Annotated in this window: 13 protein-coding genes; 8 read left to right on the top strand and 5 right to left on the bottom strand. The window is 63.1% G+C overall.

Features of this window, described 5'->3' with window-relative positions; all coding sequences use genetic code 11:
- Positions 1 to 68 precede the first annotated feature (68 nt).
- A complete protein-coding gene (locus RX331_RS31280) occupies positions 69 to 1514 on the bottom strand; it encodes a short-chain fatty acyl-CoA regulator family protein (protein WP_317253446.1) in 1446 nt (481 codons plus the stop codon).
- A 222-nt stretch (positions 1515 to 1736) separates the two neighbouring features.
- On the opposite strand from RX331_RS31280, the gene RX331_RS31275 reads away from it, so the two are divergent.
- The 4 genes from RX331_RS31275 (at position 1737) to RX331_RS31260 (ending at position 5142) form a co-directional block, all read left to right on the top strand.
- Complete coding sequence (locus RX331_RS31275; protein WP_317253445.1) at positions 1737 to 3374, top strand: isocitrate lyase; 1638 nt, start codon at positions 1737 to 1739, stop codon at positions 3372 to 3374.
- A 28-nt stretch (positions 3375 to 3402) separates the two neighbouring features.
- Entirely contained in the window at positions 3403 to 3612 is a 210-nt protein-coding gene (locus RX331_RS31270; RefSeq protein ID WP_028347002.1) for a hypothetical protein, read from the top strand.
- 243 nt (positions 3613 to 3855) lie between these two features.
- Positions 3856 to 4410: a hypothetical protein gene (locus RX331_RS31265; RefSeq protein ID WP_317253444.1), complete on the top strand. Its 555-nt coding sequence runs from the start codon at positions 3856 to 3858 to the stop codon at positions 4408 to 4410.
- 39 nt (positions 4411 to 4449) lie between these two features.
- Positions 4450 to 5142: a hypothetical protein gene (locus tag RX331_RS31260; RefSeq protein WP_317253443.1), complete on the top strand. Its 693-nt coding sequence runs from the start codon at positions 4450 to 4452 to the stop codon at positions 5140 to 5142.
- Between the two features lie 32 nt (positions 5143 to 5174).
- On the opposite strand, the gene RX331_RS31255 is transcribed toward RX331_RS31260, so the two are convergent.
- Positions 5175 to 6065, bottom strand: a complete 891-nt coding sequence (locus RX331_RS31255; RefSeq protein WP_317253442.1) for a metallophosphoesterase — start codon at positions 6063 to 6065, stop codon at positions 5175 to 5177.
- 95 nt (positions 6066 to 6160) lie between these two features.
- Here RX331_RS31255 and RX331_RS31250 point away from each other — a divergent pair, with 95 nt between their 5' ends.
- The 4 genes from RX331_RS31250 (at position 6161) to RX331_RS31235 (ending at position 9407) form a co-directional block, all read left to right on the top strand.
- Entirely contained in the window at positions 6161 to 6649 is a 489-nt protein-coding gene (locus RX331_RS31250) for an NUDIX domain-containing protein (RefSeq protein WP_317253441.1), read from the top strand.
- Positions 6650 to 6830: 181 nt separating this feature from the next.
- The gene (locus RX331_RS31245) at positions 6831 to 7844 is read left to right on the top strand and encodes a hypothetical protein (protein ID WP_317253440.1); all 1014 of its coding nucleotides are present in this window, start codon (positions 6831 to 6833) and stop codon (positions 7842 to 7844) included.
- A gap of 46 nt (positions 7845 to 7890) precedes the next feature.
- Positions 7891 to 8826 carry a glycosyltransferase family 2 protein gene (locus RX331_RS31240; protein ID WP_317253439.1) on the top strand — a complete coding sequence of 312 codons (936 nt, stop codon included), beginning with the start codon at positions 7891 to 7893 and terminating at the stop codon, positions 8824 to 8826.
- 68 nt (positions 8827 to 8894) lie between these two features.
- Positions 8895 to 9407, top strand: coding sequence for an N-acetyltransferase (locus RX331_RS31235; protein ID WP_317253438.1), 513 nt, complete (start codon positions 8895 to 8897; stop codon positions 9405 to 9407).
- Positions 9408 to 9445: 38 nt separating this feature from the next.
- Here the strand turns inward: RX331_RS31235 and RX331_RS31230 are convergent, their stop codons facing one another.
- The 3 genes from RX331_RS31230 to RX331_RS31220 all read right to left on the bottom strand — a co-directional run bounded on the left by RX331_RS31230 (position 9446) and on the right by RX331_RS31220 (position 14260).
- Entirely contained in the window at positions 9446 to 11245 is a 1800-nt protein-coding gene (locus RX331_RS31230; RefSeq protein WP_317253437.1) for a cation:proton antiporter, read from the bottom strand.
- A 95-nt stretch (positions 11246 to 11340) separates the two neighbouring features.
- A complete protein-coding gene (locus tag RX331_RS31225) occupies positions 11341 to 13725 on the bottom strand; it encodes a TonB-dependent receptor (RefSeq protein ID WP_317253436.1) in 2385 nt (794 codons plus the stop codon).
- Positions 13726 to 13831: 106 nt separating this feature from the next.
- Positions 13832 to 14260, bottom strand: coding sequence for a DUF2946 family protein (locus RX331_RS31220; RefSeq protein ID WP_317253435.1), 429 nt, complete (start codon positions 14258 to 14260; stop codon positions 13832 to 13834).
- Positions 14261 to 14341: the final 81 nt, after the last annotated feature.

Raw genomic sequence — 14341 nt, 5'->3', positions numbered from 1 at the left:
CTCCGCGGGGATGACAGTCGAGGGTTTGGCGATTCTGGAAGCGTCGTTGAAAGGTGAACGAGCGATCTTCACAACTCCCTTGCATTGGAAAACGCGAACGAAGTCACCCGCCGCGTGTTCTCGTCCAGGATCAGCGTGCGGGTGATCGGCGGCTCGGCGCGCTGGCTGCAGTTTTCGCGCTCGCAGAGCCGGCAGTTGACGCCGATCGGCGTGCCTTCGGCTTTCTCCAGATCCATCCCCGCGGCATAGACGAGCTTTGATGCATGACGGATTTCACACCCCAGACCAATCGCAAAGCGCGGCTGCGGCTGCGGGTGCGGAGCGATCGGCCGGCGCACCATCTGCGCGATCGAGAAATAGCGCGTGCCATCCGGCAACTCGATCACCTGCTTGAGCAGACGGTCCGGCGTGTCGAAGGTCGAGTGCACGTTCCACAGCGGGCAGGTGCCGCCGAATTTCGAGAACGGAAACGTGCCAGAGGAAAAGCGCTTGGAGACGTTGCCGGCATTGTCGACGCGCAAGAGGAAGAACGGCACGCCGCGCGCGTTCGGCCGCTGCAGCGTGGTGAGGCGGTGGCAGACCTGCTCGAAGCCGGCGTTGAAGCGCTGCGCCAGTACATGGACGTCGTAGTTCAGCGCTTCGACGGCGCCGTGGAAGGCGGCGTAGGGCATCATGACGGCGGCCGCGTAATAGTTGGCCAGCGTGATGCGATAAAGCCGGCGCGGGGTGTCGTCGAGCGGGCCGGCACGATTGACGATGGCCTCGATCGCCGGGGCGCATTCGGCGAGCCCGATCTGGAAAGCGAGCTGAAAGGCGCGGCCGGAGCTATCGACCAGTTCCGAGATGAGGAGCTGGCGGCGATGCCGGTCGAAACGGCGCAGCGTCTCGCGCATCACGTCAACAGGCATGATCCGGGTGACGATCGAATGCTTTTCGCGCAGCCGAACGGACAGGGCCGCGAACAGGCCGTCCGCGGCGACGTTCAGTTCGTCGCGCAGGTTCTCCGCGGCCTGCTCGAGCTCCGGAAAATAATTGCGGTTCGCCTCGATCAGGTCGCGGACGCGCTCGATCGGATTGGCCTCGAACCGCGCGCCCTCGTCGCGGTCGGCCATCTGTGCCGCCACCAGGGTTTCGCCGCGGCGGGCCTCGGTGTAGGCGGCATACAGCCGCTGAAGGGAATGCGTCACGCCGGGGCACAATTCAGCGAGGTCGCGCAGTTCCTGTTTCGGCAGGTCGATCTGGCGGAACAGCGGATCGGAGAAAATCTCGTTCAGCTCGGCAAAGAAGCGGTCCTCATCGGCGGTGGCGAGATCGCGCAGATCGAGGTCATAGGTCTCGGCCAGCCGCAGCAATATCTGGGCCGTCACCGGTCGCTGGTTCCGCTCTATCAGGTTGATATAGCTCGGAGAAATCCCGAGGCCCTCGGCGATCTGGGTCTGCGATAGGCCGAGCTGCTGGCGGATCCGGCGGAAGCGCGGGCCGACGAACAGCTTCTTTCCGGACTCGGCGGGCACGGCAGCGTTCCTGACCTATATGTGACAAAATTTACAAAGTGACATTTGTTACAAGTACGTATGTTACATGACATCACCAATCAAAAACAAGCCATCTATACGAATTTCTGTTTTTGACGTTTAGCTCAGGACATGCATTTCGCAATGCACTGTCAAGAATGTGCGATTGACGGTGGCCCCACCGAGCCGCTGCAGATTGCCGGCACTGAAAGGATTATGCAGATGAACTATCAGCCACGCGGGATCAGCGATCAGGCGATCCAGGGACCGGGGTCCTATCTCAACGCGGTCAAAGCCGCCGAGGCGCTCCTCAAGCAGCAGCCGACCTGGAACGGCGTTACCGCCGAGGCTGTGGCGCGCATGCGTCTGCAGAACCGCTTCAAGACCGGCCTTGATGTCGCTCGCTACACCGCGGCGCTGATGCGCGCCGACATGGCGGCCTATGACGCCGACCCGACCAAGTACACCCAGTCGCTGGGGTGCTGGCATGGCTTCATCGCGCAGCAGAAGCTGATCTCGGTCAAGAAGCACTTCGGCAAGACTGACCGCCGCTATCTGTATCTCTCCGGCTGGATGATCGCCGCGTTGCGCTCCGAGTTCGGCCCGCTGCCGGATCAGTCGATGCACGAGAAGACCTCGGTGCCGGCGTTGATCGAAGAGCTCTACACCTTCCTGCGTCAGGCGGACTCGCGCGAGCTCAACGATATCTTCCGCGCTATCGATGTCGCCCGCAAGGAAGGCGATAAGGCGAAGGAAAAGGCGTTGATCGAGAAGGTCGACAACTTCCAGACCCATGTCGTGCCCGTCATCGCCGACATCGATGCCGGCTTCGGCAACGCCGAGGCGACCTACCTGCTCGCCAAGAAGATGATCGAGGCGGGTGCGTGCGCCCTGCAGATCGAAAACCAGGTGTCCGACGAAAAGCAGTGCGGCCACCAGGACGGCAAGGTGACGGTGCCCCACGAGGTGTTCCTGGCGAAGATCCGGGCCTGCCGGCATGCCTTCCTCGAACTCGGCGTCGAAGACGGCATCGTCGTGACCCGCACCGACTCGCTCGGCGCCGGTCTCACGCAGCAGATCGCCGTCAGCCACAAGCCGGGCGATATCGGCGACCAGTACAACAGCTTCCTGGATTGCGAAGAAGTGACGGCCGAAAACGCCAGGAATGGCGACGTCATCATCAACCGCAACGGCAAGATGATGCGTCCGAAGCGGCTTGCCAGCAATCTCTACCAGTTCCGTTCCGGCACGGGTGAAGACCGCTGCGTGCTCGACTGCATCACCTCGCTGCAGAATGGTGCCGACCTGCTGTGGATCGAGACCGAGAAGCCGCATATCGAGCAGATCGCCAAGATGGTCGATCGCATCCGCAAGGTCGTTCCGAACGCGAAGCTGGCCTACAACAACTCGCCGTCGTTCAACTGGACGCTCAACTTCCGTTGGCAGGTGTACGATGCGATGAAGGAAGCCGGCAAGGATGTCAGCAAGTACAACCGCGCCGAACTGATGAAGCCGGAATACGACGATACACCGCTGGCGATCGAAGCCGACGAGCGCATCCGCACCTTCCAGGCCGATTCAGCCAAGCGTGCCGGCATCTTCCACCACCTGATCACGTTGCCGACCTATCACACGGCGGCGCTGTCGACCGACAATCTCGCGAGGGAATATTTCGGCGAGCAGGGCATGCTGGGCTATGTGAAGAATGTCCAGCGCCAGGAGATCCGTCAGGGTATCGCCTGCGTCAAGCATCAGAACATGGCCGGCTCCGATATCGGCGACGAGCACAAGGAATATTTCGCCGGTGAAGCCGCGCTGAAGGCGGGCGGCGCCCACAACACGATGAACCAGTTCGGCTAAATCTGGAATTGAGAGCAGGAGACTGACAATGACCAAAGGCAGCAATTTCTGGGTGATCGGCGGCGAGTTCGGCTCGATGAACTTCCACAAGCTCGTCGAAGGCTCGGCTCAGGTCAGGGGTCCATTCAAGACCCGCAAGGAGGCCGAGGAGTGCTGGAAGGAGGTCTCCGAAGAGAGCCGCCATAAAGCCGGCGTACGCTTCTCGATCGTCGAAGAGCCCTCGCGCGTCTCGGCCTGAGGGCTGCCAATCAAACAACGTCTTTGAGGAAACGCCAGGGACAGGCGGCCCCATCCGGAAAACCGGGTGGGGCCGTTTGCGGTTTGAGGCGGTGTTGCCGCCCTCTCTTGCGGGGCGGTGGGCTGCAACCGCGGCCCCAGAAGGCGGTGGATGGCTAACCCATTGCAATTAAACGTCCTTTGCGCGCAATATAGTTACTGCTAGGTTAATCGGGCTAACCCTTCAGGATAAAGGCGGCCAGCGATGTCAGACGCGCAAAATTCCGGCAGTGAGGCCCGCGATATGCGACCGACGCGGCTGCGCGATGCGCTGCGCCAGGCTCGCATCGAGGCCGCCGACCGCACCGGTGTCGTGGTCGAATTGCGCGATGCCGAACTCGCCCGGCTCGAGATCCTGAACGAGGCGCTCGATCCGCTGTTCGCGGAAGTGCCGGCGCAGGTCGACCTGTTCGATCGCGGCGTCAGCCAGGGCGAGACGCCGCGGCTGTGGATCGATGTCGTCGCGCATATCGTGATGGGGCGCGACAAGCGCATCTATCGCTTCGTGCAGGACACCCGCTTCGGCCGCATCGTGCTCACCGAGTCGCATGACGTGCGCGTCATCGTCGATGCCGTCACCGGCTATGTCGCGCGCCGCATGATCGAGCGCGAGCATGCGATGGTGGCGATGCCGGTCGCTGAGCCCGCCGTGGAGAACAAGCCGCGCCGGCGCGGCCTAGGCATGTTCGTGCTCGGCTTCGTGCTCGGCGGTGTGGCACTATTCGGCCTCGCTCTCTACGCCAGCCTGCACAATTTCTAGGATTGCCGACAGCGGGTTGGAAATCGCAGTGGCATCATCATGACCGTACCGTTTGCCATTGCGCTGGTGGTCGCCTTCGCGGCCAGCGCTTATTTCTACGCCAAATGGCAGACGCTGCGCCGCGCCGAATTCATCCGCACCTTTGACTGGCCGCGCGGGCTGCTCGATCGGCTGGAGAAGCATCATCCCGGCTTCCGGCGGAAGGATAGCGCGCTGGTCTCGCAAGGCCTGCGGCAATTTTTCCTGGCCTACCTCATGAGCGGTAGACGCCACGTCTCGATGCCCTCGCAGGTCGCCGACGATCTCTGGCACGAATTCATCCTGTACACGCGCGACTATGACGCATTCTGCCGTCGCGCCTTCGGCAGCTTCCTCCACCACACGCCCGCCGTCGTGCTCGGCGAGCACCGTCAGAGCAACGCGGGTCTGCGCCGCGTCTGGTGGTATTGCTGCAAATATGAGAACATCGATCCGGTCCGCCCGACGCGGCTGCCTCTGCTGTTCGCGCTCGACAGCAAGCTCAATATTCGAGACGGCTTCGTCTATCACCCCAATTGCGAAGCGTTGCGCAAGGACGGCAGCGGCGCCACGTATTGCGGCGGCGATTTCTCTGATACGTCGTTCGACGGCACCTCGGACGGGTTCGGCGACTCCGGCAGCGGCGACAGCGGGGGTGGTGACGGCGGCGGTGGCGGAGATGGCGGAGGCGGCTGCGGCGGTGGCGGGGATTGAGACAGTCGCCCGGTCGCATGCCCGAGCCATCGCTAAAGCAGCGCCACCTGCTTGATCTGCTTGACGCGGAAGTCGGCATCGATGGCGCGCACGGTTTGTACGCAATGCCATGTCCCGCCGATGCGCGCGATCGAGAACAGATTATATGCCGCGGCCGGATAGTGCCGGTGCGCCAGCGCGGAGGCCGAGGGCACGCCGACAGCGGGGATCTGTCGGCCGGCGCCTTCGATCCACATCGTCGAATGGATGTGGTCGTGGCCGTGCAGGATGAGCTCCACGCCGCGCCGTTTCAGCACGGCGCGGAGCGCCTTGGAGTCGGTGAGCCGCTTCATGCGCGATGTCGAGTGGAGGGGGTGATGAACCAGCAGCACGCGGAACGTCTCATCGGGCGGCAGCTTCGCCAGCTCGCGGTCGAGCGCGTCGAGCTGCGCACGACCGAGCCGGCCGGTCGCCATCAACGGCAGCGTCGGCACCGCCGAGGATACCCCGATCAGCGTCAAGGGTCCGCGCCGGCGTACGAATGGAAACCGCGTGTCATCCGCTCCGGCATCGCCACGAAGATATTTCTCGAAGGTGCCGCCGAAATGATGCCGCGTCGCCCGCACATAGGCGTCGTGATTGCCGGGAACGACCGTGACCTCTTGCGGCGTGCCCACGCTTTCGAGCCAGGCCTTTGCCGGGGTGAATTCCGCCTCGAGCGCCAGGTTGACGAGATCGCCTGTTACCGCGACGTGGTCCGGCCGCTGCGCCTGCATGTCGGCGATCAGCGCGTCCAGCACCTCGCGGCGGTGATATTTGTGGCGATTGCGGATCCAGTTGACATAGCCGAGCGCCCGCTTGCCGGCGAGATCGCGCAGTCGTGCCGCGGGCAAAGGCGGCAGATGCGGATCGGACAGATGCGCGAGCGTGAAGGTCTCGGTCATTCGCGCCCAGCGGCATTCCCTGTGATAAAGAACCGTCGCTCGATCATGTCGGCGATATAAGGATCAAACGTGACAGCTGTCCATCCGAGGTTTGCGTGACGGCACTCCAGCACCTGCGAAAACGTTTGGAGCCGCAATTGCGGCGGGTGTTTCATCTGTATTGGCGGCTCGCCCGCGGCATGACGCTGGGGGTTCGCGGCGTCGTGCTCGACGGCGAGAACCGGGTATTCCTGGTCCGGCACAGCTACGTCTCCGGCTGGCATCTGCCGGGCGGCGGGGTCGAGGTCGGTGAAACCTTTCTCGAGGCGCTGCGGCGGGAGCTCATCGAGGAGGGGCGGATCGAACTGACCGCAGAGCCGGCGCTGCACGGCCTGTTTTTCAACAGCCACGTCTCCCGCCGCGACCACGTTGCCGTTTATATTGTTCGAAAATTTAGGCAGGATCGCCTGCCGGAGCCCAATCGCGAGATTGTGGAGTGCGGGTTTTACGCGGCGGGGGCGCTGCCGGAAGGGACGACCAAGGGGACGCGGCTGCGGATTGCGGAAGTGCTCGATGACGTGAGGCCGGTGGCGACGTGGCGCTAGTGACCGCCGGCATAGTAATCCGTCTGCGCAAGGGAAGGGCGATCAGGCAAGAATGAAATTGCTGAAGATTCTTTGCGCAATTGGCTTTCTCGTCGTGCTGGTCAGCAATATTTGGTCGATATCCGGCTGGATCGAAGCCCGTGGCGTCTATGACGATATCTGCTATCTGCGGCAGGCGCATTTGTTCGACCGATTTGGTGTTCGTGGTATCGACACCAACATCACGTTCGACGACGATCACTATCTCAAGAACAAGTTGAAGGAGATTGATTTTCCGGAATGGAACGATGCGAAGCGAACTCCTTGCCATACTTGGATTGCCAGTGCGGATAAGTATGTGCTGCAATATCCGCCCGGAACCGGCTTCATACTGTCGCTGTTTCCGGCCGGATTCCGGGTCATCCCGCTCTACGTATTGACCTCAATTGTCGCCGTTGGGTTTTCACTCCTCGCGTTGACCTTTGCATCCACAATTTATCGACTGATGCTGGTCGCAGCGTTCGGCGACGTTGCGATCTATCTCATGATTAATCCGACGAAGGCCAGCTATTCTGTAGCGCCGACCATGATGATTTGCGCGCTCGCGGGTTTTCTGACAGCAAAACTCTTCATGGAGCCATCGCGACATCGGCTGGCGCTGTGGGCGCTGGTCGGTTTGCTGATCGGGTTGTCCGTCAACTGCCGCCTGCCCAATCTGCTTCTGGCGATGGGCTATTGCCTGTATCTCGCCGGCGCGTTCCTCGTGGTCCGCAACAGGGAGACATTTCTGCACGGGGCCGCCTTCGGCATCAGCTTGCTGATCGGGATGGCGCCCACCCTGATCGCGAATGCGGTCAATGCCGGCAGCCCGTTCTCGACCACCTATGGCGGCGTCGACGTCGCGCCGCCCGAGCTGAAGCTGGACGTGCTGTTAAGCTATCTCGTTGACGTTCAATTCACCTTGCTGGCGATATCGGCCGCCTGGACCGCCTGGCTGTGGCGCATCGGCCAAGGCCGTGCCCAGCAGGCCGTTCTGCTGGTCGCCCTCAACCTCGCGGTCAACCTGATTTTCTTCATGACGCACCCGATATTTACGCCATATTATATGATTCCGATCGACATGCTTTCCCTCTGGACCCTGCTGTTCGCAACGCTCGACATGCGCCGCGAACGGGCCGCCGATCGCGCGGCCTTCCCTCAACCGGCGCACGCCTGATTGCGGTATGACGCACCATGGACGGACTTGATTCGGTGAGCGAGCGATGATGGGACCGGCGCTTCGGATTGCGGTTCTGGTGCCGTGCTACAATGAGGAAGCCGCGGTCGCGACCGTCGTCTCCGACTTCCGCAAGGCGCTGCCGACCGCCGAGATTTTCGTCTACGACAACAATTCCAAAGACAGCACCATTGAGGTGGCGCGCGCGGCGGGCGCGACCGTGCGCAGCGAGCGCCGCCAGGGCAAGGGGCATGTCGTTCGTCGCATGTTCGCCGATGTCGATGCCGACATCTATGTGCTGGTCGATGGCGATGCGACCTATGATGCGCCGAGCGCGCCGCGCATGATCGATGCGTTGGTCAATGATCACCTCGACATGGTGGTAGGATTCCGCGTCGACCAGTCGGTCGCGGCCTACCGGCCTGGCCATCGCACCGGCAACTGGATGCTGACCACCTTCCTGTCCACGGTGTTCGGGCAAGCGTTCAAGGATATCCTTTCCGGTTACCGCGTGTTTTCGCGCCGCTTCGTCAAATCCTTTCCGGTGCTGTCCGACGGCTTCGAGATTGAAACCGAGCTCAGCGTGCACGCGCTCGAACTGGCGCTGCCGGTAATGGAAATCGAGACGGCCTACTATGCCCGCCCCGAGGGGTCGGTCAGCAAGCTCAACACCTGGCGCGACGGTTTCCGGATTCTCGGGACCATCCTGAAGCTGTACCGGTCGGAAAAGCCGCTGCGGTTCTTCACCGTCATCGGCATCTTCCTGATGCTGGTCTCGATCGGCCTCGCGATTCCCGTGATCGTCACGTACCTTGAGGAGGGCATCGTGCCGCGGCTGCCGACGGCCGTGTTGTCGATGGGCCTGATGATCGTAGCGGTGCTGTCGGTAAGCTCGGGGCTGGTGCTGGATACGGTGACGCGTGGCCGCCGCGAAAAGAAGCTTTTGGCCTATCTGGCCCAGCCCGCCCTCCGCAAGGATTGAGGCAATGCTGGGATTGCCGTTTCCAGCGATGGACCGCGCCGCCGCCAGATGCTATCTCGCGCCCCATCATGAGCGAACTTGACGTCACCATCCTCGCTGAAACCCCAAAGGACGCACAGGCGATCGAGCGCCTGCACGAGCGCACCTTCGGACCCGGCCGCTTCGTGCTGAGTGCGTATCGTCTGCGCGAGCATGTCGATCACCTGCTCGACCTCTCGTTCACGGCGCGTATCGGCACGCTATTGGTCGGCTCGGTGCGACAGCTGCCGATCTGCATCGGTGACACGCCGGCCCTGATGCTCGGGCCGTTGACGGTCGAGCCGCCGTTCCGCGGCCGCGGCGTTGGCCGCATGCTGCTCGATCGCTCGCTGCAGGACGCCAAGGCGAAGGGCCATCGGCTGGTCATCCTGGTCGGTGATGAGCCTTATTATCGCCGCGTCGGCTTCAAGGTCGTCCCGAAGGGACGGGCGATCATGCCGGGCCCGGTCGACTACAGTCGCCTGTTGGTGGCCGAACTAGTCGAGGGCGCCTTTGACGGTGTCTCGGGCGACATCCGGCCCGACTGGAGCAAGGCGCGATAGCACCGCCGGCAAAGCGGCGCGGCGGCTCGTCAGCGTCACTATCGGAGAAGTCGACGCCGTTTCGTGCCGGCCACTTGCTTGGATGCCGACGGCGTCCCTCCGGCAGCCTGCTGCAGCTCGTGCCGGAATTCCTCGCGCTTTTCGTGGATCGTCGCGACGACCAGCCCCATCGGCACGCCAAGGCCGATCAGGGCGGCTTCGGATACTAGCAGGCTTGCCTCAATGGTTTCGGGCACGGCATCGGTCACGCCGATGCCGTAGAGATGCCGCGCGTGGTCGGCATCGCGTGCGCGCGAAACGATCAGCACATCCTTCCGCAGCGCGCGCACCTGCGCGACGATTGCGTCGATGCCTTCGGGTTCGTTGATGGTGACGATCACGGCGGCCGCCTCCATGAGACCGCAGCTCTTCAAGAACTCCGGGTGGGTGGCATCGCCGTAGAAGACGGTACGGCCCTGCCGGCGCTGCTCCGGCACGGCCGCGGCATCGTTGTCGACGGCGGTGTATTTGAACTGGTGGCGATCCAGCATCGTGCAGACGACCTGTCCAACACGGCCGTGTCCGACGACAATGGCATGGCCGCTGTCGCCGCTCGGCGCGATGGTGAGCTCGGGATCAAGCGGCTTGTCCTGGCGGACCATCGGCGCCAGCCGCCGCGCGACATGAGACAGTGCCGGCGTGAGCATCATGGTCAGCGTGGTCAACGCGACGGCGAAGCTCGATACGTTGCCGTCGATCAGGCCGAGTGTCGCCGCCATCCCGATGCCGACGAAAGCGAACTCGCCGCCGGGACCAAGCAACAGCCCGACCTCGATCGAAGCGGGCCAAGAGAGGCGAAACATCCGGGCCAGAAAAACCAGGATGGTCGACTTTACGACGATCAACCCGGCCGCACCGGCAATCAGCCAGACCGGATCGCGAATGATCTGGCCAAAATCGATGTTCATGCCGACGGTGAAGAAGAATAGGCCGAGCAGGAGACCCTTGAACGGATCGATGGCGGTTTCGATCGCCTTGCGGAATTCCGTCTCCGCCAGCAGCAGGCCCGCGACAAAGGCGCCCAGCGCCATGGAAACGCCGGCCAGGGCGGCGGCCACACCGGTTGCGACGATGACGAACAGCGTCGTGGCGACGAACAGATCGCTCATGCCGACCGATGCCACGAGGCGGAATAGCGGACGCATCACCACACGGCCGACGACGACGATCACACCGAGTGCGATGGCGGCATTGGTGAGCGCGAGCGCCAGGGTGGCAATCACCGAACCGGATTCACCCGCGCCAAAAATCGTGATGAAGAGCAGAAGAGGAACGACCGCCAGATCCTGCGCCAGGAGAACCGCAAAGCTGGCCCGCCCTGCGCTGGTATTGAGCCGTTTCTGTCGCCCAAGAATCTCCATGACGATGGCGGTCGAGGACAAGGCGAGACACGCACCAAGGATGAGCGACACCGGAGCCTTGCTGTCGGCCAGCGCGGCAACAAGGCCGATCGCCACCGTCGAAAAGACGATCTGCAGGCTGCCCAATCCAAAAATCAGGCGGTGCATCGACTTCAGTCGTTCGTAGGACAGCTCCATGCCGATGAGGAAGAGCAGGAACACGACGCCGAGATTTGCGATGCCGGATACGTTTGCCGCGTCGACGACGGTGAACCAGTAGAGCAGCGGAAAGCGGTCGATGAACGATCCGAGTCCGAGCGGTCCGAGGATCGCGCCGGCTACGAGGTAGCCGAGAACCGGATTGAAGCCGAAACGCCGCACCAAGGGAATGACGACGCCGGCGGTGCCGAGCAGAACCAGCGCGTCGCTGTAGACCTGAACATTGATGGACGAAGTCATCTATTCGATGTGCATCCGCTTCCCGAGGGCCGTCTTCGCCTGGACGTTAGCTGGTAGCCCCAGCTAACGCCACCCCACGGGCCGATACATCCGTACTAGAACTTCAGATTGGCAAATGCGCGCACGCCGAGGCCCGGCATCAGGACTTGATCCTTGGTGTAGGACACGTGGTTGCGGATGTTCTCGTTCAACAGGTTGTTGCCGACGAGTCCGACCGTCATTTCACGCGCGCCGAACCAACTCGGGTCGAGCTTGGTCCTGTAGCTGACCTCCGCCTTCAACAGATTATAGCCTGCGGTCGGTGTCTCGCCGATCGGGGCAATATCGTTCTGCGCAAAGGCGTGCAGCAGGTTGATCCGCGTCAGCCAGTTGGCGTCGCGCCAGAACAGGCCGCCACCGACGCGCACCGGCGGGATGCGCGGGACGTTGGTGCCGTCGCTGAAGGTCGCGCGCACGACGTCGAATTGGTTCTCGATGCCCCAGATACCGCCGTGGAGCGGACCAATGTCGAGCTGGCTCTGGAACTCGCCGCCGCGAAACGTGGCGTCGCGCTGCGAATAGATCGCCTGGTTCAGTTCGAGCGGACCCGCCGGATCGGCCGGGCCGACGCAGGCAACGTCCTCGCAGGTGTTGCCGGTGAGGCGGCGGTAAATGAAGCCGTTGAATTTCGTGTAGTAGGCGGTTGCTTCGAACCTGAACGGTCCCGTCGCCTTTCGCAGCCCGATCTCGACCGTCTTGGCGGTCTCTAAGCCGAGATTGGGATTGCCGATGTCGAAGGTGGCGGTGGCGTCATGCGCGCCGCGCGAAAACAATTCGGCGGGCTTTGGCGCGCGCTCGACGTACTGCGCGGTGAGGCTGGCGACCAGTTCGCCCGGCAGGTTCTGGATCAGGCCGATGCTCGCGCTCTTCGGCGTGAAGTTCAGGTTGCGCGCGACCGGCGGCCCGATGTCGCCGGGATTGGCGTTAAGGTCGAACAGATCAGGAATGAACGAGGGCGTCGTTCCGCTGAGGCTGACATGCTCGATGCGGCCGGCGATCTGCGCCTTCGTGGCGTCGCTGAACTTGAACTCGTTGAAGAGATAGCCGGCGACCTTCGTATTTCGGTTCGGGTCCCACAATCCATTGAGCGGGCTGCCGGGATCATCGGGGCTTGGCGCCGTCAGTTGCTGGTGGCTTGCCTGCAGGCCGAACGCCGTCGTGACAGCGGCAAAGCGGGCGTTGAACGGCGCCATCTGCACCTCGACGCGGCCTTCCTGCTCCTTGTTGGTAAAGGTCTGCCGCACGCCGGAGGATGAAAGGTCGGCAGGGTCCGCGAGTCCGATCTCGTTGTGCTTGTAGTCGGTCGCAGCGGCCCAGAACCTGATCGCATCGATCGCCGCCGCGTCCGGCCGGTATTCGCCCTTGGCGGAAAACTTGGTCTGGTGCGCATCGATGCGGGTCTGGTGATCGGCGCCGTCGATACCGGGGATGCGGTAAAGCGAATCGTTCTGCGTGATCGCAGCGCCGATGAATCCGCCATGGAAGATGTAGGAGCCGCCGATCGAGGCGCCATCGGCTTGCGCGGCCGAGTTCGGCTGCCTGCCGTTCACCGGCCGCGTCTGGTCGAACAGGTATGGGTAGCCGGGAATGCTGTAGTCGCCCGCCTTGCGGCCATAGGCGTCGGCATGAACGGCGAAATTGCCGCCGCCGGCATCGAGCAGGATGCCGCCTTCGACGCCGCGATCGACCGAACTGACCGCTGTCCGCGTCTCGACATTGATGCAGGATGCGGACTGCGCGGTCGCCAGCGGCGCTTTCGCCGGTAGCCCATAAGTCTGGAACGGTGCCGCCGGGCAGGACGGCAGGGCCTCCGGAATCCGATTGTTGGTGGCGCTGACGACGCCGCCGATCGAGGTCGAGCCGTAGCGCAGAGCGGCGGGCCCGCGCACGACCTCGACCTGGTTGGTGGCGAGAGGATCTATCGGCACGAAATGGTCCTCGCCGAGGTCGGAGACGCCGCCGCCTCCGGTACCGTTCTCGACAATGCCGACGCGGTTGACGTCCAGCCCCCTGATGATCGGCCGGCTCGAGGCGCCGGGCGCGAAGCTCGAGCCGGTGATGCCTGGTTTCGAGAACAGAAGATCGCCGAGCGTTGCGCCGCCGGAACGGCGGATTTCCTCGTTCGGCAGGACGGTGACGGTGGCGAACTGGTCGGTCACCACGGGCAGCACACCCTGCTGGGGCGCGGGCGCAGCGGGTGCTGCTTGTGGCTCCGGCGCAGGTTGCCGGTTCTGGCCGGACGTGGCGCGGGCGACGCGCGGCGGCGTCCGCGATGGTACCGGCTTGCGCCGCACGATCGGGCTTGGCGCCGTCACCGTGATTTCGGGCAGTTGCGTCGATGCCGGCGGCGTGGTCTGGGCAAGCGCCCCGTCGGCCGTCGCGCATAGCAACAGCCAGCTTGCTCCACCGAAATGGAACACTCGTTTCTTATTGAATGTCATTGTCCCGATCCTGATCCCGTCGATGTGCGACGGATCGATTCCGATTTCCCCTCGGCGGACTAGCCACGTGCCGCGGCGTTCCCCTTGGGAAGTGCATCAATCGAGGTCAGGAGACGGGAGGCGCGCGCGAACGGAACGATGGATGGAGTGAGCCAAGATGCGCGAACTCAGCGCCGGTGGTGAGGTGCAGAAGCTCGACGGCTTGCGGGAGCTCGAGCAGCGGTGGTGTGGCGAACAGAATATTCTTGGCTACCGACAGGACGACGCAGATCGCGCAGTCGGTGGCGTGCTGATCGCTGTCGGGCCCGGAAGGCTGCTGCGCTGCCTCTGACCGCGCCTCTTGCGCAGCGAACGTCGCAGCAATAGCGAGACGAGCATCGGATTGCCCAGCCTGAATGGCCGGCGCAGCGCGGGCGATCTCCGCATGGAAATGGCCGAACGACAGCGCGAACTGGATCGCGAGCGCAAACAGCGCCAGCCGCGAGCCGGTTTTCACGTGTTTTCGAAACCAGTTCATCCGGTCGTCGTCCCCCAATGTTATATTATAACATCGAAGGGTCCTGACGAAGTCAATCCCGGCCCGAGTGGACCGCAGCGAGAACGGCGCATGTTGTGT

It is taken from the genome of Bradyrhizobium sp. BWA-3-5 (assembly GCF_032917985.1).
Classification (GTDB): domain Bacteria; phylum Pseudomonadota; class Alphaproteobacteria; order Rhizobiales; family Xanthobacteraceae; genus Bradyrhizobium.
The sequence above is the reverse complement of the archived record's forward strand: the minus strand, read 5'-3'. Positions and strand labels throughout refer to the sequence as shown.

Coding starts and splice junctions, on each gene's coding strand:
- RX331_RS31260 (WP_317253443.1), top strand. CDS start 4,450: ATGACCGTACCGTTTGCCATTGCGCTGGTGGTCGCCTTCGCGGCCAGC.
- RX331_RS31265 (WP_317253444.1), top strand. CDS start 3,856: ATGTCAGACGCGCAAAATTCCGGCAGTGAGGCCCGCGATATGCGACCG.
- RX331_RS31255 (WP_317253442.1), bottom strand. CDS start 6,065: ATGACCGAGACCTTCACGCTCGCGCATCTGTCCGATCCGCATCTGCCG.
- RX331_RS31240 (WP_317253439.1), top strand. CDS start 7,891: ATGATGGGACCGGCGCTTCGGATTGCGGTTCTGGTGCCGTGCTACAAT.
- RX331_RS31235 (WP_317253438.1), top strand. CDS start 8,895: ATGAGCGAACTTGACGTCACCATCCTCGCTGAAACCCCAAAGGACGCA.
- RX331_RS31275 (WP_317253445.1), top strand. CDS start 1,737: ATGAACTATCAGCCACGCGGGATCAGCGATCAGGCGATCCAGGGACCG.
- RX331_RS31225 (WP_317253436.1), bottom strand. CDS start 13,725: ATGACATTCAATAAGAAACGAGTGTTCCATTTCGGTGGAGCAAGCTGG.
- RX331_RS31230 (WP_317253437.1), bottom strand. CDS start 11,245: ATGACTTCGTCCATCAATGTTCAGGTCTACAGCGACGCGCTGGTTCTG.
- RX331_RS31270 (WP_028347002.1), top strand. CDS start 3,403: ATGACCAAAGGCAGCAATTTCTGGGTGATCGGCGGCGAGTTCGGCTCG.